The 22,271-nt window shown below is 45.5% G+C and carries 19 protein-coding genes; 3 read left to right on the top strand and 16 right to left on the bottom strand.

Annotation, left to right across the window (positions count from 1 at the left end; all coding sequences use genetic code 11):
• Positions 1 to 7 precede the first annotated feature (7 nt).
• Positions 8 to 1,744 (top strand): M16 family metallopeptidase, encoded by a 1,737-nt coding sequence (locus tag ACZ2XM_RS06855; RefSeq protein ID WP_490587655.1) that lies wholly within the window; start codon positions 8 to 10, stop codon positions 1,742 to 1,744.
• A gap of 81 nt (positions 1,745 to 1,825) precedes the next feature.
• Here the strand turns inward: ACZ2XM_RS06855 and ACZ2XM_RS06850 are convergent, their stop codons facing one another.
• Together ACZ2XM_RS06850 and ACZ2XM_RS06845 are read right to left on the bottom strand one after the other, a co-directional pair.
• Positions 1,826 to 2,452 (bottom strand): hypothetical protein, encoded by a 627-nt coding sequence (locus ACZ2XM_RS06850; protein WP_490587654.1) that lies wholly within the window; start codon positions 2,450 to 2,452, stop codon positions 1,826 to 1,828.
• Between the two features lie 325 nt (positions 2,453 to 2,777).
• The gene (locus ACZ2XM_RS06845) at positions 2,778 to 3,986 is read right to left on the bottom strand and encodes a D-Ala-D-Ala carboxypeptidase family metallohydrolase (RefSeq protein ID WP_490587653.1); all 1,209 of its coding nucleotides are present in this window, start codon (positions 3,984 to 3,986) and stop codon (positions 2,778 to 2,780) included.
• Positions 3,987 to 4,381: 395 nt separating this feature from the next.
• On the opposite strand from ACZ2XM_RS06845, the gene rodA reads away from it, so the two are divergent.
• Together rodA and ACZ2XM_RS06835 are read left to right on the top strand one after the other, a co-directional pair.
• The gene (rodA, locus tag ACZ2XM_RS06840) at positions 4,382 to 5,527 is read left to right on the top strand and encodes a rod shape-determining protein RodA (RefSeq protein WP_490587652.1); all 1,146 of its coding nucleotides are present in this window, start codon (positions 4,382 to 4,384) and stop codon (positions 5,525 to 5,527) included.
• Between the two features lie 649 nt (positions 5,528 to 6,176).
• A complete protein-coding gene (locus ACZ2XM_RS06835; protein ID WP_490587651.1) occupies positions 6,177 to 6,785 on the top strand; it encodes a septal ring lytic transglycosylase RlpA family protein in 609 nt (202 codons plus the stop codon).
• A 173-nt stretch (positions 6,786 to 6,958) separates the two neighbouring features.
• On the opposite strand, the gene radA is transcribed toward ACZ2XM_RS06835, so the two are convergent.
• From radA to ACZ2XM_RS06765, 14 genes are all read right to left on the bottom strand, one after another.
• Complete coding sequence (radA, locus tag ACZ2XM_RS06830; protein ID WP_490587650.1) at positions 6,959 to 8,398, bottom strand: DNA repair protein RadA; 1,440 nt, start codon at positions 8,396 to 8,398, stop codon at positions 6,959 to 6,961.
• Between the two features lie 376 nt (positions 8,399 to 8,774).
• Positions 8,775 to 9,533 (bottom strand): LPS export ABC transporter ATP-binding protein, encoded by a 759-nt coding sequence (lptB, locus tag ACZ2XM_RS06825; protein ID WP_490587860.1) that lies wholly within the window; start codon positions 9,531 to 9,533, stop codon positions 8,775 to 8,777.
• Positions 9,534 to 9,656: 123 nt separating this feature from the next.
• The gene (lptA, locus tag ACZ2XM_RS06820; RefSeq protein ID WP_490587649.1) at positions 9,657 to 10,226 is read right to left on the bottom strand and encodes a lipopolysaccharide transport periplasmic protein LptA; all 570 of its coding nucleotides are present in this window, start codon (positions 10,224 to 10,226) and stop codon (positions 9,657 to 9,659) included.
• A gap of 197 nt (positions 10,227 to 10,423) precedes the next feature.
• Positions 10,424 to 11,002 (bottom strand): LPS export ABC transporter periplasmic protein LptC, encoded by a 579-nt coding sequence (lptC, locus tag ACZ2XM_RS06815; RefSeq protein ID WP_490587648.1) that lies wholly within the window; start codon positions 11,000 to 11,002, stop codon positions 10,424 to 10,426.
• Positions 10,999 to 11,568 carry a KdsC family phosphatase gene (locus ACZ2XM_RS06810; RefSeq protein WP_490587647.1) on the bottom strand — a complete coding sequence of 190 codons (570 nt, stop codon included), beginning with the start codon at positions 11,566 to 11,568 and terminating at the stop codon, positions 10,999 to 11,001. Before ACZ2XM_RS06810 ends, lptC begins: the two co-directional genes overlap by 4 nt.
• A gap of 67 nt (positions 11,569 to 11,635) precedes the next feature.
• Positions 11,636 to 12,616: a KpsF/GutQ family sugar-phosphate isomerase gene (locus ACZ2XM_RS06805; protein ID WP_490587646.1), complete on the bottom strand. Its 981-nt coding sequence runs from the start codon at positions 12,614 to 12,616 to the stop codon at positions 11,636 to 11,638.
• Between the two features lie 275 nt (positions 12,617 to 12,891).
• Positions 12,892 to 13,449 carry an RNA chaperone Hfq gene (hfq, locus tag ACZ2XM_RS06800; RefSeq protein ID WP_490587645.1) on the bottom strand — a complete coding sequence of 186 codons (558 nt, stop codon included), beginning with the start codon at positions 13,447 to 13,449 and terminating at the stop codon, positions 12,892 to 12,894.
• A 205-nt stretch (positions 13,450 to 13,654) separates the two neighbouring features.
• On the bottom strand, positions 13,655 to 14,797 hold the full coding sequence (miaA, locus tag ACZ2XM_RS06795; protein ID WP_490587644.1) for a tRNA (adenosine(37)-N6)-dimethylallyltransferase MiaA: 1,143 nt from the start codon (positions 14,795 to 14,797) through the stop codon (positions 13,655 to 13,657).
• Between the two features lie 10 nt (positions 14,798 to 14,807).
• Complete coding sequence (gene mutL, locus ACZ2XM_RS06790; RefSeq protein WP_490587643.1) at positions 14,808 to 16,607, bottom strand: DNA mismatch repair endonuclease MutL; 1,800 nt, start codon at positions 16,605 to 16,607, stop codon at positions 14,808 to 14,810.
• A gap of 218 nt (positions 16,608 to 16,825) precedes the next feature.
• A complete protein-coding gene (gene tsaE, locus ACZ2XM_RS06785) occupies positions 16,826 to 17,338 on the bottom strand; it encodes a tRNA (adenosine(37)-N6)-threonylcarbamoyltransferase complex ATPase subunit type 1 TsaE (protein WP_490587642.1) in 513 nt (170 codons plus the stop codon).
• Entirely contained in the window at positions 17,339 to 17,932 is a 594-nt protein-coding gene (locus ACZ2XM_RS06780) for a 6-pyruvoyl trahydropterin synthase family protein (protein ID WP_490587641.1), read from the bottom strand.
• A 317-nt stretch (positions 17,933 to 18,249) separates the two neighbouring features.
• Positions 18,250 to 19,083 carry a 1-aminocyclopropane-1-carboxylate deaminase/D-cysteine desulfhydrase gene (locus tag ACZ2XM_RS06775; protein ID WP_490587859.1) on the bottom strand — a complete coding sequence of 278 codons (834 nt, stop codon included), beginning with the start codon at positions 19,081 to 19,083 and terminating at the stop codon, positions 18,250 to 18,252.
• A 97-nt stretch (positions 19,084 to 19,180) separates the two neighbouring features.
• Positions 19,181 to 20,965 (bottom strand): potassium/proton antiporter, encoded by a 1,785-nt coding sequence (locus ACZ2XM_RS06770; RefSeq protein ID WP_490587640.1) that lies wholly within the window; start codon positions 20,963 to 20,965, stop codon positions 19,181 to 19,183.
• 224 nt (positions 20,966 to 21,189) lie between these two features.
• On the bottom strand, positions 21,190 to 22,080 hold the full coding sequence (locus tag ACZ2XM_RS06765; RefSeq protein WP_490587639.1) for a hypothetical protein: 891 nt from the start codon (positions 22,078 to 22,080) through the stop codon (positions 21,190 to 21,192).
• Positions 22,081 to 22,271 lie beyond the last annotated feature (191 nt).

Here is a 22,271-nt window from a genome sequence, read left to right as displayed (position 1 = left end):
AAATCTTATGATGAATAAACTTACTAACAATCAATCGGATAACATTAATTTAACGGATAACACGACTTTAACCGACCCTGTTGCTTTAACAGCCATCCGTAAACTCGGGCAGCCACGTCGTGTCTCCGCAGCGCTGATCTCATTACTCATCGGCACAGCAGCCACAGTACCGCTTAGCGCGCAGGCGGTAGCAGAAGAGCAACGCGGCGGTAGCGAAATATCGGCAGAAGAGGCTGCAAAACCTTTGCCTAAACTCAGCAGCTTAGCTAATACTAGCGAATTAACGCTAACTTTACCCGATATTCAAAAGTTTAAAACGGCTTCCGGCGTGCCCGTAGCTTTTGTCTCTACCCCTACGCTGCCTATTGTGGATATAGATTTACGGTTTAATGCCGGCAGTGCCAGAGATGCCGGTATCCGTGCGGATGGTTACGGTATTGCCAGTATGACGGCGACCATGCTTGAGCAAGGTACCAAAGATCTGAATGAAGATGAGTTTACCCGAGCGGTAGAAACTTTAGGTATCGAGCTTAGTAGCAGCGCTTACAAAGATATGTTTATTGTCTCGCTGCGCAGTTTGTCTGACGAGGCGCATTTAGCTCCTGCCTTAACCTTGGTCGAGCAGATGCTAGCTAACCCTAGCTTCGATGAAGCCACATTAGCTCGTAATAAAGCCCGTCTGTTGGTCGGTTTACAACAGCAGCAGCAAGACCCCGGTAGCATTGCCAGTATCGCTTTTAGTGAAAACTTATTTGGCAATCACCCTTACGCCCATCCTTCTAGCGGGACCCTAGAGACTGCCCCTAGCTTAACGCAAAGCGATTTACAGCAATTTAAAGACCGTTACTTGGTAGCCAATAATGCTACTTTAGCGATCACAGGCGATTTGAGCTTAGCGGAAGCAAAAGCGCTAGCAGATAGCCTAACCGGGGTCTTGCCAAAAGGCAGCGCTGCGCCCAAACTTCCAGAGCCTAAAGAACTGACGACCAGTAAGCGTATTCACATCCCTTTTGATAGCACACAAACGACCATCATCATGGGGCAACTGGGTGATAAACATGCACAAAACGTGAGCGAGCTGCAGAGTCGCACTAACTTTGCGGTGGGTAATGACGTGTTGGCAGGTGGCGATTTTAATGCGCGTTTAATGACGGAAGTCCGCAAAAACTTAGGTTATACCTATGGCATCTCCGGTGGCATGAGCCCTATGCAGACTCGTGGACCTTATCAAATTAGCTTTTCTACCCGTAATGACAAAGCGGAAGCTGCTATTGACGCCACTTTAGCCACTATTAACACTACTTTGAGCGAAGGTATTAGTAATGAAGAAATGGCGCTCACTAAAGACAGCATAAAAAATAGCTTTCCCATGAGTTTTGCCAGTAATGCCGGAATTAATGGCTTAATGGGCATGATGAATTTTTATCAATTGCCTGACAGCTATTTAACTGACTATTTAACCAGAGTCGATAAGGTTGATTTAGAAGGTGTAAATACGGCCTTACGTCAGAAAATTGATCCGAAGAAATTCTTGATCGTAACGGTAGGCGACCAAGCTAAAACGGTAGATGAGCAAAAACCAGCGACTCCAGAGGATACCGCAGCAGCAGTGGCTACTACCGTAGACGAAGGCAATGCTCCAACAACAAATGCTCCAAAAGCAGAGATTCCACAAGCCAATACTGAGCAAGCAGCTACTGAAAATAATATCGTAGAAAAAAGAACCATTAAAAGTATTAAGTAGTTAATATTGGACAACAAAAAACCGGCCTATCCTACCAAGATAGACCGGTTTTTTTATATCAGCTGACCGTCACTGTTATGACTAATCTTCTATGGTGACCACGACATCATAGCTCACGGGTTTTGGCTGATGAGCAATCCCATTATAAGTGATACGAATCACGTGCTTACGCGAGCTCTTAGCAATATAATCGCCGTTCTTAAAGCTGTACATTTCCGGCGAAATCAGTAAGGCTTCTAATAACGCATTGTTACTGGTCACTAAAATATGTTGGCCTGGCTGCGGATAAATAAAATAGTCACAATGTTTGTCAAACATGACATCATTGCTGCGTACTATCTCACTAGAATCCACCTCTTTTTGCAGCAATTTAGGGCAAACATCGTTATGCTTTGCTGCCAGACGAGCATAAGAGTTTCTTAAGCTTTCCTCTAAGGCTGCCGTCTCTGCTTCTGTCGATTTTCCGTGACTCTCGGCAATTCGCAATTTCGCTTCTGCCACCGCAGCACTCGTTACCTTGGTTTCTGCCGTCCCTTTGGTGGCTGAATCCATAGCGGCCTTATTTTGCGTCTCTTGTCTTTGCACAGTCGCTGGCTCGTTTGGCGCACAACCTATCAGCACTACGCTGCTTAGACTCAAGGCTATAGCGCCCAATCCTAGCTTATTAACGACTAAATGCTTAGTAAGTATTTTATGAAATAAGCTCATGTTTGATACGATCGGTCTCAATATTATTATATCTGACGAAGTCTAAAAGAGGTCATCTTACCTGCTTCCTCAACATAATGCTTAGCATTTTTAATGATAATTTCTGATAAATGTAATAAATTTTTATCAATCGACGGGTCTAAATGCTGTCTGCTGAGGCTGTATAGCTACTTTCCAAACCGCAGCATAGCCCATAAAAAAAGACCATAGCTAACAGCCATCGTCTTTTAAATCATTCGGGTAAGCAGAGCAAGCAATTAGCAGTGAAACCATTATTTTTTCAGTAGCGCCAACTATAACCCTACCCCTACCTTAGTCAGACTTGCTAGCCATAGCGACACGGAGAGCTGCTGCTAGAGTGATTACTGCCCCATTTACGATAACCTTGAGTATCTAAATGAATAGCACCGGTCGCATATAGCCCTAGACCAAAGTCGTAGGCCACGCCTTGATAGAGCCAAAAGTCGCAGAGACTGTCTTGGACACCGCTCCTAAGCCAAGGCGTATTCTGATATTCTGGTATCCAAATATCTATCGCACCCGCACTCATATGCTTACTGGCATTGGCACCACCCGCACACTGATTGAGATCAGGACTGCGATAGACAGAACGAATTTCGGTAGTAGCGGGCAGTAGACCTTGTTGCTTTAGCGTGGCATACAGCTTTAGAGTCGGTACCATATTTTGCCAAAGATACTGCGGCGGTAATTGGTAAGGCTCATAACCACAAGTCTCCCAACTGCGTGCAGTCGTTAATAATTGGTCCATTGGCGGCACGTTGCTCGCGCCCACTTGCTGACTTAGGTAACGCTTATACTCCGCCACTTGCTGAGCACGATAGGAATTAGCGTTTAACCACCACTCAAAATCCATGCCACTAACGTCGATGCCTATACTATAGTCTTCGTCATTGATATAACGCGTATTATTGCTGCCTTGTGCCCGTATCCGGCTATTCTCTTGTATAGAAAGCTGCGAATTTTGTACTTGCCCATACTGTTGTTGTTTTTGCTGAATTAGCCCCTGCATACTATCGCCTGAGACTTTCTGAGCACCAAACACATAGTTAGAGACATTGCCCGATAAATCATCACTGCCCGCCTTATTAGCAGCGGTGCCGTAACGGGTAGACGAGGTACTTACTGGGGTTTTGTTAACCTGTTTATAAGTGATGGTGTTGCTTGCAGGCGCTGCAGTGGCAATCGCACGAATTTGTCGCTCACTACTGTCCGTTATCACTTCAGCAGCGGCGGGCAGGCTCAACCCCGATAGCCCAACACTGACCGCAGCCAACCAACTGAGCTTATGACCCAAGCTACGTTTTTGTGTAGCGTCATTAGTAGCATGGCTATTAGCGGAATGACTATTATCAAAGCGGCTACTGGTGAGATTAGGCTCATGCGGTATTGTTAGCGTCATCGCTGCTCTCTTGGCCTGCTCTATTGAACGCTTATGCTCGTTCTGCGCGCCAGACCAAGCCGCCCACGGCATTTTATAAATATGACGGCTCAGAGTGCCTAATTTTAGACTCATAACAATTTATCATCGCAGCAAAAACATCTTGTCGATACTATCAAAAAATTGATTCGCAAGCTAAACTATTGACCCTGCATTGTGTAACTATCGTGACAGAACTTCTGTAAAATAGTCGCTACTAAGTGTTCTAAGTAACTTGCCTATAATTTATAAGCAACTTACCTATTATAGAGTTATACCACGCTGGTTCATTTATGCTAGCAAGCTTATTACCCGTAGCGTTCAGGTTTTCTAGTTGGATTTAAGCGGCGCCTGCCCCACTATACTGGCTTGGTTGCAAATACCTTTAGTTTTAAACCCCTTTAGTTTTAAATACTCTTTACTCTCATATAGCGCATCACTTCGCAGACCCTTACTGTCACCCCCTATTACCCTCAACTGATCCTGTGCTTATGTCTTCCAATCAGCAATACCGATTTTCCCGCCAAAGCCATCACTTAGGCCGAGATTTTGAACCTAAGTTTTGGGAACGCACCCATATAGACCCTTGGATTACGCTGTTATTATTAACTATTTGCTTTATCGGTTTAACCATTCTCTATAGCGCATCGACTCAAGATGTCGATATGGTCCTGCGTCAAGCCGTCAGCTATGGGATAGCCTTTACTGTCATGTTTGCCATGGCACAAATCCCGCCAAGTTTTTATCGAACCCTGACGCCAATTTTTTACCTGCTGGGCTTGGTATTGTTGCTGTTGGTCGACGTGATTGGTGAGGTGCGCATGGGGGCGCAGCGTTGGATTCGTATACCAGGATTTGGTAGCGTCCAGCCTTCAGAGTTTATGAAACTGGGCATGCCAATGATGTGTGCTTGGTATTTGTCTAAGCGCGACCTACCTCCCAACTTGACCAGTGTCGCAACCACGCTAGCTTTAATTGTAGTGCCGGTATTACTAATCGCTAAAGAACCCGACTTGGGAACTTCGCTATTGGTTGCGGCCAGTGGCATATTCGTCCTGTTTTTAGCAGGGCTGCCTTGGTGGATGATTGGCGGTGCCGCAGCGCTCTCCGTGCCTCTCGTTGCTTTTGCTTGGCAGTTTTTATTGCATGACTATCAACGTACTCGTGTTTTGACCATGCTTAATCCCGAGGCGGATGCCTTAGGCGCTGGCTGGAATATCATGCAGTCTAAAACAGCCATTGGCTCAGGGGGCTTGACGGGTAAAGGCTTTTTAGAAGGCACGCAATCGCATTTGCATTTTTTACCTGAAGGTCATACGGATTTTATTATTGCCGCTTTTTCAGAAGAATTTGGCCTGCTAGGCGTTAGCTTATTAATGTTTTTATATGCCTGTTTATTACTGCGCGCGCTCTATATTACTTTTGTGAATCCTGATGTTTATTCACGGTTATTAGCCGGGGCAATCGCCCTGTCATTTTTCGTTTATGTCTTTGTGAATGTAGGCATGGTCGGCGGCATATTACCGGTGGTAGGGGTACCGCTACCCTTTATTAGTTATGGCGGTACGGCTATTGTAACCCTCATGGCGGGGTTCGGTTTACTGATGTCTTTACATACTCATCGCAACAATCGCTAGTGCGATATAGGGGAATTATTGGCGCTATAAAACCACCGTTACAAAAATATTCTCATCTGCAGCATAGGGTTATAAAATAATGGCTTGCGGGTCTAAATAGAATATTTTTGCCAAGTTGTCTAGAATATTTTTACTTGTCATTAACAATTTTTTGCGGTAACCTCTAAATCTGGTAAATATCCACACAAAAAATATACAGTTATAGATTATAACCTACGTAAAGTTCATAATGAGGTTATATTCGTTTGTTAGTATTCGCGATTAGTAATTCAATCCAAATTTCTAAGAGTTTGTAAAATTTAAGGTAACAATGATTTAATATCCTACTGAATGGGGCTAGTGATCAAAGGACTTGAGAGCCAACCCAACTAAGTAGTCAATACTGTCATTAATTAATATACCTTGAAATTTGTCATACATGCTCTTATATCATTACCCGGTGACAGCCCGAACGGTTAATTAGTTTATTAATAGTCGACTAGCACTGAGTAATAAAAACTGATTCTGACTACTCTAGTTACTATCCTCTTAGCATAAGGTTGAGAGACATCTATTGTCCTTATAGTGGCAATGACCGACTAGAGATATGGAATGGATGTTCACGGCAATTTGCCAAGTCCGCCATCGGTCAAAACAATATGAGGTATCTATGAATAAGCGTCTATCTGGCCTAATCCTTTCGTCAGCAGCTCTATGTGCTGGTATGGGAATGGCCTCAAGTGCCAACGCTGTTAGTTCACAAGCTCCAACGATTTCTCAAGACTCAGGCTCAAATATAGACCGTGTCCTGAGCGAACTCACTAAACAACACGACAATGCCTCAAGTTTAGTGAAATCTGCCCGTCAACCTACTTCTCTCGCCTTAAATAGCCCACTCCTGAGCGCCCAAACTGACGTTACTGCTACTGATGAAGACGTGCTTGAACGTTTGACAGCCGTGGCTTCAAACACAGTGAGCAAATTTAAGCAGACTGGCCTCGCCTCTTGGTATGGCCGTAAGTTTCATGGTCGTAAGACGGCCAGCGGTGAAACTTTTGACATGAATGCAATGACAGCAGCGCATCGCTCGCTCCCATTGAACTGCTATGTGAAAGTTACGAATAAGTCTAATGGTAAGAGCGTCGTGGTCAAAGTGAATGACCGTGGTCCTTTCCATGGTAAGCGCGTCCTTGACCTGTCTTACGGTGCTGCGAAGAAATTAGGCATCACTAGTGAAGGCGTAGGTAACGTAGCTATTGAGCGTGTTGCTGGACCATAATGCACAGCTGTGAATTATAGACAGCTTAAAACTATATAAGTTTAACCCTTGAAGAAGCCCCAAGTTTATTAGCTTGGGGCTTTTTTGTGGCCTTACAAATTAGCTATCAAAACAGCTGTAAAAACAACTTTTAAAATAGACAGCTGAATCATAACAGCGCAGGTAAGCTTTCTTTAACCCTGAATCTCAAACGCCCGCTCTAAGGCATCATCCAAGCGTTCTACCGCAATGACTTCAATCCCTGCAAACTGCGGCGAATTTTTCGCTGGTGCATTGCCTTTAGGGACGATGGCATAAGTAAAACCATGTTTTTTAGCTTCTTTTAAGCGCTCCTGCCCATTGGGTACAGGGCGAATCTCACCTGATAGCCCCACCTCACCGAAGACAGCTAAAGATGAGGGCAGCGGCTTCTCTTTGATACTCGAGGCACAAGCCAACAGTACTGCCAAATCTGAGCCGGTCTCGATGACTTTTACCCCACCGACCACGTTGACGTACACGTCTTGACCGCTAGTATGGATACCACCGTGTCGGTGCATAACCGCTAGCAACATTGATAAGCGCTGAAAGTCTAGACCCAGTGCCATCCGTCTGGGCTGCCCTTGTGCATCATCTACGAGTGCCTGCACCTCAACCAATAAGGGCCGCGTCCCCTCACGACTGACCATGACGATAGACCCAGCTATAGGCTTATCATAGCGGCTTAAAAATATTGCCGATGGATTGGCCACTTCTTTTAGGCCTAAATCGGTCATCCCAAAGATACCCAGCTCATTCACCGCACCAAAGCGGTTTTTTACGGCGCGAATCATACGAAAACGCGAGTCCGACTGGCCTTCAAAATATAATACCGTATCTACCATATGCTCGAGTACACGCGGCCCTGCCAGTGAGCCTTCTTTGGTGACGTGACCGACCAAGAATAAGGCGGTGCCCGTTTGTTTCGCATAACGGGTTAGCATGGCTGCCGACTCACGGATTTGGCTAACCCCACCTGGCGCTGAGCTAATAGCATCGGTATAGATAGTCTGAATCGAATCGATAATCGCAATGGCTGGCTGCTCTTGTGTTAATGCCGCACAAATCGTTTCGACATTGGTCTCTGCTAATACGCGCAACCGGTCTGCGGGCAATCCTAAACGCTGCGCCCTCATGGCTACCTGCGAAAGGGATTCCTCACCCGTAATATACAGGGCACTGCCTGCAGGCGAATCTATCTTGGCCATATTGGTCGCTGTCTGCAAGAGTATCGTGGATTTACCAATACCGGGAGGCCCACCAATCAGCACGACTGAACCAGCGACTAGCCCGCCACCCAATACCCGATCAAATTCGCCAATACCAGTTGGTAAGCGAGAGTCAAAAGTGACATTGACGGCATTCAGTGGCATGACGGCACTGCGTGAGCCGGCGTAGTTTCCAGCTGGGCCTTTGGTACTGACAGTGGCTTTACTACCGCCACTCTTTGCTGCATTCGGCTTATGGTGCGGCATACTCACATTTGGAGCTTCAATTAGCGTATTCCATTCGCCACAATCGCTACACTGTCCAGACCATTTACCAAAATGTGCCCCACACTCTTGGCAGACGTAGCTGCTTTTATTTTTTGACATCGATAATATCCTTGCTTAATAAGATCTGCTTTGCAGCTATCTAAGCCGCTTGGCAGCTAAAATAGAAACAATGAGAGGCAATAAGGTCATTGAGCCAATAATACTCGGCATGGCCTTAATAGATTGCATATATGAATTATAAGTTGAGTTTATTTAGAATAATAAAATTTTGCGACTCCCTCAGAGTGACTGATGCTAAGAGGATAGTCAACTATGGAGAGAATGACGGATTATGATAATGGCTAAGGAGGTGTCGCTATTTAGAGATAATAGCGACAGAGGGTGACAACCACAATGGCAGGTCATATTTAGAATTTACAGCTTATCTAAATTTAGAGCTTATCTACAGTCTAGTTAAGCAAGGCTAGCTAAAAGCTTATACCTGAAAGTCTTTTCCTAAGTAGACCGATTTTACTAAATCGTTATTTAAGATATCTTCTGGCGTGCCTTCAGCAATAATAGCCCCTTCCGAGACAATATAAGCTTTTTCACAAATTGCTAGGGTCTCACGGACATTATGGTCAGTGATTAGAACCCCAATACCGCGGTTTTTGAGCGCCAAAATGACGTCTTTAATATCGCTGACAGAGATCGGGTCGACCCCTGCAAAAGGCTCATCTAGTAAGATAAATTTTGGATTCGCCGCTAAAGCACGCGCAATTTCACAACGGCGCCGTTCACCACCGGACACGCTCATGCCTAACGAATTGCGCACATGCTCTAGGCTAAACTCACCAACGAGCTTTTCCAGTTCGGCTTTTTGCTGCTTGCTATTGAGGTCTTTACGAGTTTGTAAAATAGATAAAATATTATCTTGAATCGATAGCTTACGAAAAATAGAGGCTTCTTGCGGCAGATAACCAATACCCGCACGCGCGCGCTCATGCATGGCATACTTGGACAAATCCATCTTACCCAAGGTCACTTGGCCTTTATCCATGTTCACTAGACCTACCACCATATAGAAGCTGGTCGTTTTGCCCGCTCCATTGGGCCCTAGCAAACCCACCACTTGGCCTTGCTCTACCGAAAAGGACACGTCTTTGACCACCCAACGCTTGCCATAGCGCTTGCCTAAATGCTGCATCGCTAACCGAGAAGTCTCGGGCGTGGTATTAGGATAGGTACTGGGCATCTGAGCGTTATCATTGAGCGCAGCGCTAGGCTCTAGCACTGCGCTAGATTGGCTATCAACAGCCTTGATAGACCGCTCATTGTCATAGTCATTCGGGCGCGGATTAGAGGAGGTAGTCATAGATTAACGTAAGCTTTTTTGGTTGGCGCCATTACTCGGTGGGAAGACCAACTCAACCCGCTGATTGCCGCCTGCTGTCGCTTCTACATCCCCTGCTTTTAGGCTATAACGAATCACGTTACCCGCAAAGCTCGCGCCATTTTGGACTAATTTAGCATTGCCAGTCAAAGTGATAATTCCGCTGACGGCATTATAATCAATCTTATTCGCTTGACCCTTAGCGAGACCCTTTTCTTTGGTTACTACTTGCTGCATGGTCGCTGGACTGCCCGTAGCTACTGCAGAGTTGATGCTTCTGGATGGTGATAGGTTGACCGTAATATCGTTGGCCGTCAGGCGTAAGGTGCCTTGAGTAATAATGACATTACCCGTATAGCTGGTCACACCCGTACGCTCGCTATAGGTGGCTTTATCTGCTAGCAGCTTGATAGCCTGATTAGAGTCTTCAGGCAAAGCATAGGCTGAAATACTCACGCCTACGAGACTGCCTAGCAAAATAGTCGCGGCCAATTGCTTGCGACGCGCAAGCGTTTTATTAAAAATATAAGACACGCTACTAGGAGTTGAGATCATAAATAGTACTCTATATGCAGACAGTAGATAATGAGGGTAGACTGACGCCAATTCAATGATTACTCTAAGATAAAAGCCATGGCTTCAATAGAAAAACAGCATTTAACTTAGAAAAACAGGGGCTATCTTAGAAAATCAGTAGAGCTCTTAGGAAAGCAGTTATTTTAAAGGCTATTATAACGGTTTATTGGCGGCTTTTAGAATAACTTTGCGTCTTGGCGTGCAGCCGGCATAAAGGTGACCGCCACCTGCCCAAACTCATAATCACCCGCTTCTAAATCTGCTTGCATACTGGCGGCTTCAAAGCGATTATCGCCCTGCTCTACTTTGACCGGCTCCTTACTGTAGACCGCTCTTTTTTTAGTATTACCAAATAACGTTTGCCCGGTCACTTTAATGGGCGTTGCCTTTTCGCCAGTTCCTTTACTGGTCAACACAAAGCCACCAGTAAGCTTCAGCTCACCTGTCTCTTGGTTAATAGAGGCAGTACCTGCTGAAATTTGATAGCGCTGCTCAGTACCAGGCGCCCAATCCATAGTAATGCCGGACATCTCGTCTTCATTGGTCGTAGGATTGTGGGTTAGCGAGTCGGCATTGAGCTCATACTCGGCCTCGCCCTCATCATTGGTCTGCACCGCTTTGATATCTGTCGCCTCATAGTCGACTTCAGAAGGGGCTATGTTGACGGTAGGCGTGACTGAGTCTTGCTTATAAAAAAACCATCCGGCAATAGCCGCCATCACTAGCGCCAAAACTATCAGAATACGCGTATTCACGAGCGGTCATCTGCAGTTGTAGTGCTATCTAGAGTATAGCCCGCAATATACTCATCATAATGACCGTGACCTTTCAAAATAAGATCGCAGACTTCACGGACAGCACCATCGCCCCCAGCGTGACTAGTGACCATATCAACCCGATTGATGACTTCTAAATGAGCATTAGGTACTGAGGCGGCAAAACCTACAGTCTGTAAAGCTTTGATATCCGGCAAATCATCGCCCATATAAGCACAGTCTGCTGCCTCGATTTGCTCACCCTTCTCCTGCAACTCTTGCAGCAACTCTTGTAGCGCAACCAATTTATCATCACGCCCTTGAACGACATAATCAATGCCAATCTCAGTAGCGCGTTTTGTGACCATAGGGCTACTACGCCCAGTAATAATAGCGGTTTTAATACCGTATTTATTCAATGCTTTAATACCAACGCCGTCCTTTACGGAGAAAGCCTTGGTCTCGATACCATTCGCATCATAAATAATTTTGCCATCAGACAAGATGCCATCGACATCCAATACTAGCATCTTTACCTTACCTGCTTCTTGAATCAAATCTTTCATAAAAGTCTCTTGTTATGGTAGCTAGTTTAATAATGGAGAAACTGGGAAAATCCGCTTGCAGAATCCGCTATTTTACACCAGCTTGCAATAAATCGTGGATAGTAATAATACCTTCTAAAGTTTTATCACTGTCTAAAATTAATAACTGGTTAATGCTTTTTTCATTCATGACACTGAGCGCATCTGAGGCCCGCATATTTTTGCTAACCCCTTGCGGGTCTTTGGTCATAATATCTTGCATAGGGGTGGCTAAGTCGATGCCTTTTTCTAGGCCCCGACGCAAATCCCCATCGGTAAAGACTCCTACCACTTTATTGTTGTCTTCAACCACCACGGTCATACCTAAGCGGCCACTGGTCATGATAAATAAAGCTTCATGCAAAGGCGCGCTGGTTTTGACGATAGGGAGTGACTCGCTAAAGGGATGCATCAAGTCTTCTACTTGCATTAGCAATTGCCGACCTAAAGCCCCTGCTGGATGCGATAAAGCGAAATCTTCTGAGGTAAAACCGCGTGCATAAACCAAGGCTACGGCTAAGGCATCGCCCAAAGCTAAAGTAGCTGTGGTACTAGAGGTTGGCGCTAATCCTAAGGGACAAGCCTCTTCTGACTTGCCTAACGTTAAGGGGATATCGGCGGCTTTTGGCAACATACCACGCTTATCTCGGCTGATACTAATCAAAGGGATTTTTAGACGTTTCACAACTGGGAGTAAGGTTTTGATTTCGTCCGACTCACCTGAGTTAGAAATAGCGACTAACACATCGCCTTGCACCAACATGCCTAAATCACCATGACCCGCTTCGCCAGGATGCATAAAAAAGGCCGGAGTACCTGTAGACGCCAAGGTAGCCGCTATTTTACGACCTATTAAACCTGACTTGCCCATGCCCGTCACAACCACCCGGCCTGAGCAGTTTAATATAATTTCACAAGCACGCACAAAACGACTGTCCAATTGCTCAATCAGTAAGCTCAGCGCGGCCTGTTCAGTTTGAATGGCTGCGACTGCATTGTTAATAACTTGATCATCGCTCAATAGCGTCATAAGAGGGCTCTATACTTGGGGAGAATGGACTGGGTAACGGTAGACTAAGGATTTAATCACTTTAATTACAATAGATCTGAATTATAGTAGATAAAGCTAATAGCTGACTGAGATAAGCCGGACTAATACTCAAAAAATTCCTAAAAAATGACCTACTTAAGAGTAGGTCAGAATATAAATACAAATTAGGCAGTCATCTACTCACTAGCTTGAATGAGCTCAGCAACTTTATCCATGGCCATCAGCAGCTTAACGGACTACTGCTAATTAACGGATTACTGATTGTTATTGCCAAAGTCATCTTTTGGCGGCTGATCATCAAAGTCATTTTGATCTTCTTTAGCGTCAAAACCACGGTCTTCAAAGCCGCGGTCTTGGCTAAAGCCACTACGGTCAAAACCACGGTCCTGACCAAAGCTACGGTCTTGTGAAAAGCCGCGATCTTGGTTGAAACCACCGCGGTTAAAACCACCACGATTGCCACCAAAGCCGCCTTGGTCAAAATTGCCACCTGCGCCTGCATTACTGCCCATGCGATCACCACCACGATCAAAGCCACCGCCCATTGAGCCGCCACCTTGATAACCGCCTTGCTGAATACCACCGGTCGCCGTTGGGCTGCTGCCGCGAGGATTGCGCGCAGGCACGACGGTAGAAATCGCATGCTTATAAACCATCTGACTGACCGTGTTCTTTAGCAGTACCACATATTGATCAAAAGATTCGATTTGGCCTTGTAGCTTGATGCCATTCACCAAAAATATAGAAACAGGGATGCGGTCTTTACGCAACGAATTTAAGAATGGGTCTTGTAGGGTTTGACCTTTAGACATGAGATGACTCCTGAATGTGGCGTAATAATAAGTATGTTATAAATAATTTATAAGGAATATTAGTTAAATGTCGTTATTAGCTGTTGTTAAATGATACGGTCACAAGAAACGGGTGCTATTCTGCCACACCTCTAATCAGATTTAAATACACCTATTGCAAGAAGAGCCATTCACTCATAGTTTGAATACATACTGCCCTTCAAAGTTATTCTAAGTATGGTTTTATTTCTTGGATATTGCTAAAAGTATAAAATACGGGAACGGTAGCAGCACGTTGATCTGCGGCTACGTTAGATGAAAAGTCATGAGGTGGCTTAGTTATCTTCCGCAACCATGTATATTGGCGTTTGGCCAATTGCCGTGTAGCATATAATGCCTTATTTCGCATAGTAAGACAAGCAAGCTTGTATGCATCACTGTGGTGGTTTAGTGGAGAAACTGTAGCCAAGTTTGCGCTATTATCAGCGTCTAAAAACGTTTGATAAAAAGCAGCGGTATCAAGATGAGCACAGCTTAAAACAGGATGAGACACAGCTACTAAATACTCTAACACTTGGCGATAGCCGACACAGCGCATGGCGGCCATATTAGGAGTCAATGGGTAGTTCTCTAGCAGGCCAATTACCTCCTCAATTAGCCCTTGCTCCCACATAATATCCAAGCGCCTATCAATACGCTCATGCAGCCATTCTCTATCCGGCATCACGGCCAAGCCATACCATTGGGTGTCGCTGCTGCGTGCCAAGGCATTTTTAGGTTGATCTTGCCACTCACTAAGCGCCCGCCCTGTCTGTTTATAGACCTCGATAGCCCGAGTAATCCTTTGCGTATCCGTAGGTTTTAATCGAGCATAGGCGGCGGGATCAATGTGCTCTAGATACTGATGGAGCGCCTCGATACCTGCTGCTTGCCGCCATGCCTCTACCTCTGCGCGTACTGCAGCAGCACTTTCGGGCACGTTAGACAACCCTTCAAACAATGCCATGTAATACATCATAGTGCCACCGACTAGCAGAGGGATTTTGCCACGGCCATGGATTTCTTGGACCAATTGCTCAACATCCCGTACAAACTCTGCCACGCTATAACTTTCTGTCGGATCGATAATATCGACTAAATGATGCGGATAACGTGCCAACTCTTCAGCGGTTGGCTTGGCCGTACCGATATTCATATCGCGATAAATAAGCGCGGAGTCCACTGAGACGATTTCGTAGCGACCACTGTCGTAGAGCTCGTATGCTAAAGCGGTCTTACCACTGGCTGTTGGCGCCATTAAGCACACCACGCTATTGTCAGCAATGTTATTCAAGGCGCTCTCTTTAATCATAGCTATATCTTCAGTCATGAGAACCACCCTATTTAGTTTTTGAATTCAGCATTATAGTTAGTAATTGCGGCACGTCTATCATCGCCAACGCCTGCTCGTTTAAGTTTTGGTATAGCCAAGTTACAGCGCTGCCCTTTTCATCAACATCAACATCAACATCAACATCAACATCAACATTAACATCGACATCAAATGGCTGAAGACTAGCTTGGTAATGCTGAACAATAGCAGCTTCGGTCATTTGCTCAGCGCCCTCGTCTTGTTGCGCTAATAAACTTAACCAAACATCATAATGAATGAGGTAATGCTGCTCGCACCAGAATAGTAATAATAGTGGTGACTTCGAGGCTACTGCTTTCAATGAGTCGTCTAACAATGGCGCAGTATCTGTAATGACTTTAAGTAATACCGGCAAATCACCAATCTGCGAGTCGGCTGTCTCATTGATTGGCTGGTTTACTATGGCAAGAGCGTTAGTAGAAACAACTTCGCTATTGGCAAAAGGGGCTATTGCGTCTGCAAAGGTGGGCTGTGGTGTGGTTACTTTAGGAAAGTTATTGGTAGTTTGATAGCTTGATGTAGGCTCACGTACTTGATTAGTGGACGGTTGTGATACGCGATAATCACTATGATGTGCGGTTTTTTCAAACGAGGCATAAGGCGTATCTTTTGGCGAAAACGCCCCTAACTTGGCTTTAATCGCATAATTAAGGTGCGCCATGATATTAGCCAGCGCATGGATGTTAATGCGTTGTTTGCTAGGATGCACATTGACGTTGAGCCAAGCGGTGGGCAGCTCAAAATATAAAGCATAGCCATAATGATTGAGCGCAAGACTTTGAATAGCCTGGCGCAATTGACCTGCGATAATAGGGTCTTTTATCAGGCGCCCATTGACATAAATAAGCTTGGGTAAAGGCTGTGCGCTATGGTTAGCGACCCATAGCCACCCTTGTATTTGCGGCGTATCGATAGCACCACTATAAGTATCCTTATCAGTATAACTGTCGCTATCGGCAGTACTGGCTATAGGATCAGTCCCTGCTGCCCCTAATGAGTCACCCAATAGCGCTGATAAATCTACCAATAGCGCCATACTTTGCGACTCTAGCGACATGCCCAAAGCTTGCTCAAGGCGGGATAGTGGTAGTCGAGAAATAGCCTCCCCTAGACCCTCTTCTCGCTCAGCGGTATGCGCTAGCAAGATAAGCCGCTTACGGTGATCATGGTATAACGTCAGACTCACATCCGCATGCGCTAAAGCGACCTCGCGTACGACAGACTCTATATGAGCAAACTCAGTAGCGACTGACTTCAGGTTGCCGCGCCGCGCCGGGACGTTAAAATACAAGTCTTTGACCAAGACGGTCGTGCCCTGCTCTTGCACTATTGGGGTCAATACTGGCGTATCCTCCAAGATACCCGCCACACTCAGTTGCCGGCCAATGCCACTATTGTCATGACTGCTCGATAGTGTGAGTCGCGATACTGCTGCTGTCGAAGCCAAAGCCTCCCCGCGAAAGCCTAAGGTACGGATGCCTTGTAAATTCGCCACATCCGCCACTTTACTCGTGGCATGACGAGTGACCGCCATGACCATATCATCGGGATGAATACCGCAGCCATTATCACTGACTTCTATCATCCCCATGCCACCTTGGGTGACCTTAATGTCAATTATCGTGGCACCGGCATCAATGGCATTCTCTAGCAGCTCTTTGACCACTGAAGCCGGTCTCGTGACAATTTCGCCCGCTGCCAGTTGATTGATTAGCAGAGGGGGCAGTTTTTTAATACGGGTAGTCATTGTGGAATTTGGGGTTACCATAGAGAGGAGAGCTTATTATTAGAGGGTATTAATACGAATGGTTTAAGAGGGTGTGGAAATATTAACTATTAAAAAAGTAGCAAGCTTAATAAGAAAGCAATATTAGTAAATTATTTGCTTAGGCTATTTTAAAGACTGTTTTTCGAGGCTAGCATAATTAAAGCCTGAACATAATCAGGCCTGCTGTTATAGAGAGTTCTCTAATTAATAAATGACCTCTAGAAACTGGCCAACGCGGCTAAATCGATAGCTACTGCAGCCCCTTGCTCGGTTATTTGCAAGGTTACGCGGCGAGCTTCGCTACTGTCCGCTTGCGCAATATCAATCAATAGTACAGGGGCAGCTAAATACTCCGCTGCGCGACTCGCCCACTCAATAATAAGTAAGGCATTAGCATCGTCCTGGTACTCGTCAAAGCCAATAAATGACAACTCTTCAGGGTCTTGCAGGCGATATAAATCCACATGATACACAGGCTTAGTACTATTGGTACTGCTGTCACCTCGTAGGACAATATCATACGGCTCTACTAAGGTATAAGTCGGGCTTTTTACTGCCCCCGTATGACCTAGAGCTTGTAACCAGTACCGTGTCAACGTGGTCTTGCCGGCGCCTAAATCGCCCGATAACCAAACACTACCCGATAGATTTAACGCGGCCAAGGCTTGCGCCAAACGTTGGGTATCAGCTTCTGATTGCAAAGTTAACTCTAAGAAAGTTTGCGTCGCCATTTAAGTCACCTGCAATTGCACAGTAGGGTTAATAAAGGGTTGACCTGCAATCAGTTTGGTAAACATTTCTGAATCATGCCATTCCATTTTTACCTGCTCGCTAAATTCGAAGTCTGCCAGCTCAAGCTGACCCATATGCTCGTTGCTTACGTCCTCATTGAAACACTGGGCATAGCCCGTAGCCGTTTCATGAGCAATCACAGAATAAACGCTGACATCCGCCTCACCATTTTGCATCTGCGTCTGCTGCAAAATAGACTGCGCCCAAAAGAAAATGACTCGCGAAAACTGCTCAGCCGACGGTGATACCGGCAAACTAATCCAACGAGCGCTAAATTTTTTGCAGGCCTCGATATACTCGGGGTCGTCTTTATTCCAAAAGCAGATGGCATGGTCAAAGCTGTCGATGATGTCTTTAATCGAAGATTTCAGCAGGCCAAAGTCATAGACCATCTGGCCATGATCGAGGCGATGCGCCTCTAGGATCAGCTCAATCTGATAGCTGTGCCCATGAATAGAGCGCTTACAGCGGTCTGAGCTACAGTTGCGCACAATATGAGCGTTTTCGAATTTGAATAACTTGCGGATACGCATAATTGACTATGAATCATTATTAATTAAGATGACTTCATTATAGCAAAGAGCGTCTAGGCTAGATATTGATAATACAAAATCTAACTTTTGGCCCTTTTGATTGGTCAAGTTCAGGGCGTTTCCTCAATTAACAACACTATCGTGTAATGGACTAAAACTGGCTATATTTCTACCACTCTGCGAAAATTTCTAGACAATATGCTTATATTCTCTGCAAAATTTCCATGGACTGGCAAAAATCTATCTCACTTTTAGTCTCATGATTCAATTGAGGACACGCCCTAGGATCGTATTAGTGACATTAGCAATGAATACCCTTACGGTGAGAAAGCTTGTAAGCCTCCGGTATGAATAAACAATATCCGGCTGTTAGGCGCAAACTCACCTTGCTCAATTAGATCTAATAAACGATACATCGCTTTACCCGTATAAATAGGCTCTAAAGGCACCTCGTACTGCTGTTGCACCTCATTGATAAACGCTAATAAAACCTCATCAAACTTGCCATAACCGCCGAATACTTCTTCAGAATACAGCGTCCAGTTTTGCTTATTACTATCTGTCCACTCCTTAACATCGGCTATTAAGAAGTCGCCTTTTAACGCTGAAAACCCTAATAAGTGTTGCTTAGGATGACTGGCATTAATTAACCCCGCAAACGTACCCCCCGTCCCTACCGCACAGACAATCGTGTCAAAGTCCTGTCGGTCTTGCTCACTGAGAATTTCTTCACAGCCTTGTACCGCCAAGGTATTGCTGCCCCCTTCGGGAATAATATAAGCGTTAGGATAACGGGCTTGTAGTTCCGCCAAAAACTCAGGAGTATGCTTGAGTCGATAGTCACTGCGAGCAATAAACTCAAATTGCATACCCAAACCTTGCGCCGTAGTCAGGGTTGGGTTTAAGGGTTTATCTGCTAATTCGGCTCCACGGATAATCCCAATACTGGTAAATCCGTACTCGTTAGCAGCATGCGCTAAGGCATGAATATGATTGGAATACGCACCACCAAAACTCAGCAGCTGCGAATACCCTAATCGTTTCGCCTCAAGCAGATTGTATTTGAGCTTAAACCATTTATTACCCGAGATAGTCGGGTGCACTTGGTCAATACGCTTAACAGTAATGGTGATACCGTGTGGTAACCGCATGGTTTGATAAGGAATGGTTTGGCAGGAAAGCTTTTGCTCATCAATAGCGAAAGGAGTAGACGATGGAGAAACGCACATATTATTAGGAAGGCGCATATTAAGACGCCTTTTTCTGCTGTTTTAGACCAATAGTACGCAGCACCCCTTTACCATCAATATCTTTAATGACCAGTAACCACTCATCATTGATAGCGACCGTATCTCCAGCGACAGGCGCCGACTCTAAATTAGCATTAATATACTCCGCTACCGTTTGCTGCCAGATGTTTTCTGAGTCGGCATCTGCAGCTTTCGTCACGCCATCCACAACTAGATTGACCGGCATATCATCACTAAAGAAGGGCAAGTCCACCAGCTTTACACTGGGCGACACCATCCAATCTCCATAGAAATCTTCTATAGCCCTCAGATCAAAATTGGTGTCATTAAATATCTGCGCGATATCGCGAGCATAGTTACCGCGCATCGCATACCAGACACTGTCGCCAAATTTTAGCTGGGTATTTTCGTCAATGACCATAATCCTTTGATTACGCACCAAGGCGAAAACATCAATATCTTCACTGCTGATTCTCCTAGAGATTACCTTGGGATGACGACCAGTAGCAAAGGCGCCCGCTTTTACTTCAAACTCATACAAGGTAATACTGGCCTTATCCGAGACCCAAATCTCACGCTGTTCTTTAGGGTCTTGATTCATCGGAATGCGCACTTTGAATAAGTCAGCCATAAAGGAAATAGTAGTGCCTTGCAGTACCAAAGACAGCACCACGACCCCAAAAGCAATATCGAACAACATAAAGGCATCATCGACCATCGCCATGACTGGCAAGATCGCTAGGGTAATCGGTACTGCACCGCGCAGGCCGACCCAAGAGATAAATGCCGCCTCACGGTCTTTAAAGCCAAACGGTTTTACGCTGGTAAAGACGGCAATGGGGCGCGCCACAAAAATCATAAAGGCGGCGATAGCGACCGAATAAGGCCAAAGTTTTATGACGTTTGATGGGGTAACCAACAGTCCCAACACCACGAATAGTACGGCTTGCGATAACCAAGCAAAACTGTCCATCACCCGCAGCACATGCTCAGTAGCTCGTACCTTGCGGTTACCTATCAGCACTCCAGTGAGATAGACCGCTAAGAAGCCACTACCGCCAATCATATTGGTCGCCGCAAATACCGCCAGACCCGCCGACATAATCAGGATGGCATACATACCATCGGCAAGCCGCACCTTAGGCAGCATTCTCGATAGCACATAGCCTGCCAGTATCCCAATCACGAGACCAAAGCCCAGTTGCTGTGCTAATAAACCCAGAAAACCCAGTATCGTCTGCCCTTTGGGATCGACATTCAGAGCAATCAATCCTGTGACCAATAAGATAGCTAACGGGTCATTGGCCCCTGACTCTAACTCCAGAGTCGCCTGCACCCGGTCATTTAACTTGACCCCACCATTACGTAATAAGGAGAATACCGCTGCCGCATCGGTTGAGCCGACAATCGCGGCCATCAGTAGGCCGACCCGCCAATCAACATCGAGCAACCAAGTGACGAAAATACCTAGAATAAAGACTGTAGCGATAACACCCCACGTGGCTAAGGTAACCGCAGGTTTCAGCCCGACTCGAAAAGATTTAAAGGCAGTCCGCAGTCCGCCATCGAGCAAGATACAGGCTAAGGCGGCTTGACCGACAAAGTTGGCTAGCGCATATTGGGAAAAATGAATCCCTAAAATACCCTCCTCGCCTGCTAGCATGCCGACTGCCAAGAATAGCAGTAGTAAAGGGACACCTAGCCGCGCTGATAAGGTGCTGGCCATAATGCTGGTAAATATTAATAACGACCCTACCAAATATAGGATGTTCAGGGTTTGCATTTTATAGACCTATGATTCAGTCAGGTTGGTTTTAGTTGTAGGGTATAAGCAGGCAGCATTAAAGCCACAGTTTCTGTGTTGCTGCAGCATATTTTAAAGGGGTCGTAGCATGAGTTACGAGGATACAAGGCTAACAGATAGTGTAGGAATAATGCCTATGTTAGTGCAGACTAACCTTAGCTTACTTTTGCGAACTTCAAGTTAGTATTGAGTTAACAAAGTCATCAACTTATTGGTAAAAATTCCTCAGGGTGCGGGGCAGGTAGCGCCAGATATGAAGTCTGATAAGGCGCTAACACCTGCTCCATATGTCGCCGCTGCTGGTAATACTGTAGGGTCAGCCATTCAGCATCATTTCTATGTCGTAGGGTTAGCGTATAAAAAGCGGTCTTATCTTTGCTATTTTGAAAACATAGGGCATAAACACTGCCTTGAAATAGGCACTTTCTCTGAATACTGGCATCCACTTTTTCATACAGCGTTGGGTTGCCCAGCTGGCTCATAATACTTTTTTGGAAGTCGTCTATATAGTAGCCTACCAGTAGTTTAAATAGACTTTTCTTTTTGGAGCTGGTGTCTTCACTGATATAGATGGCCTGAACCACTACTTTATAGGTTCTCTCCGTGGTCATCACTGAGCGATACTTAATAGATAAGCTCTGATCTTTAGCTTTTAGTTTAATGTTAGATGGGTTTGCTACAGTACTATCTTTCTCATGCTTTAATCGTTGTAATGCCTCTTGCGCCTCCATATAAGCATAGTAGCGCTGCTTGGCCAACTCACACTGCTCATCACTCACTGCCCAAGCTAGACGCCGATGGTACTCTAATGGCAATACCGTGACCACCTTGCCATAGCGAGGGTCCTGAATCGCCACAAAACACGTGTCATCGGGTGCGCTATAAAATAGCAAGTGGCGACGGTGCATGCCAGCGTGATAGCCCATATTGACGCAAACGTCTGCATCCAAGTAACTCATTAGTTTTAATAGGTCTATAGAGGTACGCTGAGCTATCCGCTTGCGGGCATGAAACGACGCATAGGCAAACCTTTGGCCGGCGACTCGGGAGCTAGACTCTGTGCTTAAGGTATCCTTGATGCCAGTTGCGCTCATGACCGCATGCCTAATATAGTAGGAGCTGTGAGTTATTAGAATCTTTGATTAGCATAGTGTTTATTAATCAAAGCTTAAGTAGTCGTCTGCTAGGCATATCATGGGATATAAAGCAGGCGTAACGCGCCTTACCCTTAGCCTACCCTACCTAGCGCTTTAGGACAATACCAACTGTAGAAATATCAACAATG

It is taken from the genome of Psychrobacter sp. CoH-33_TS_01, from assembly GCF_058189395.1.
This window is presented reverse-complemented; position numbering and strand designations above follow the sequence as displayed.

What these genes read in the sequence shown, in the direction of transcription:
- mutL (WP_490587643.1), bottom strand. Translation starts at nt 16,607, where the DNA reads ATGGTAACCCCAAATTCCACAATGACTACCCGTATTAAAAAACTGCCC.
- ACZ2XM_RS06780 (WP_490587641.1), bottom strand. Translation starts at nt 17,932, where the DNA reads ATGCGTATCCGCAAGTTATTCAAATTCGAAAACGCTCATATTGTGCGC.
- radA (WP_490587650.1), bottom strand. Translation starts at nt 8,398, where the DNA reads ATGTCAAAAAATAAAAGCAGCTACGTCTGCCAAGAGTGTGGGGCACAT.
- ACZ2XM_RS06850 (WP_490587654.1), bottom strand. Translation starts at nt 2,452, where the DNA reads ATGAGCTTATTTCATAAAATACTTACTAAGCATTTAGTCGTTAATAAG.
- lptA (WP_490587649.1), bottom strand. Translation starts at nt 10,226, where the DNA reads ATGATCTCAACTCCTAGTAGCGTGTCTTATATTTTTAATAAAACGCTT.
- ACZ2XM_RS06770 (WP_490587640.1), bottom strand. Translation starts at nt 20,965, where the DNA reads ATGCAAACCCTGAACATCCTATATTTGGTAGGGTCGTTATTAATATTT.
- ACZ2XM_RS06805 (WP_490587646.1), bottom strand. Translation starts at nt 12,616, where the DNA reads ATGACGCTATTGAGCGATGATCAAGTTATTAACAATGCAGTCGCAGCC.
- ACZ2XM_RS06765 (WP_490587639.1), bottom strand. Translation starts at nt 22,080, where the DNA reads ATGAGCGCAACTGGCATCAAGGATACCTTAAGCACAGAGTCTAGCTCC.
- rodA (WP_490587652.1), top strand. Translation starts at nt 4,382, where the DNA reads ATGTCTTCCAATCAGCAATACCGATTTTCCCGCCAAAGCCATCACTTA.
- ACZ2XM_RS06835 (WP_490587651.1), top strand. Translation starts at nt 6,177, where the DNA reads ATGAATAAGCGTCTATCTGGCCTAATCCTTTCGTCAGCAGCTCTATGT.
- ACZ2XM_RS06775 (WP_490587859.1), bottom strand. Translation starts at nt 19,083, where the DNA reads ATGCGGTTACCACACGGTATCACCATTACTGTTAAGCGTATTGACCAA.
- lptB (WP_490587860.1), bottom strand. Translation starts at nt 9,533, where the DNA reads ATGCCCAGTACCTATCCTAATACCACGCCCGAGACTTCTCGGTTAGCG.
- ACZ2XM_RS06810 (WP_490587647.1), bottom strand. Translation starts at nt 11,568, where the DNA reads ATGAAAGATTTGATTCAAGAAGCAGGTAAGGTAAAGATGCTAGTATTG.
- tsaE (WP_490587642.1), bottom strand. Translation starts at nt 17,338, where the DNA reads ATGGCGACGCAAACTTTCTTAGAGTTAACTTTGCAATCAGAAGCTGAT.
- hfq (WP_490587645.1), bottom strand. Translation starts at nt 13,449, where the DNA reads ATGTCTAAAGGTCAAACCCTACAAGACCCATTCTTAAATTCGTTGCGT.
- ACZ2XM_RS06855 (WP_490587655.1), top strand. Translation starts at nt 8, where the DNA reads ATGATGAATAAACTTACTAACAATCAATCGGATAACATTAATTTAACG.
- miaA (WP_490587644.1), bottom strand. Translation starts at nt 14,797, where the DNA reads ATGACTGAAGATATAGCTATGATTAAAGAGAGCGCCTTGAATAACATT.
- ACZ2XM_RS06845 (WP_490587653.1), bottom strand. Translation starts at nt 3,986, where the DNA reads ATGAGTCTAAAATTAGGCACTCTGAGCCGTCATATTTATAAAATGCCG.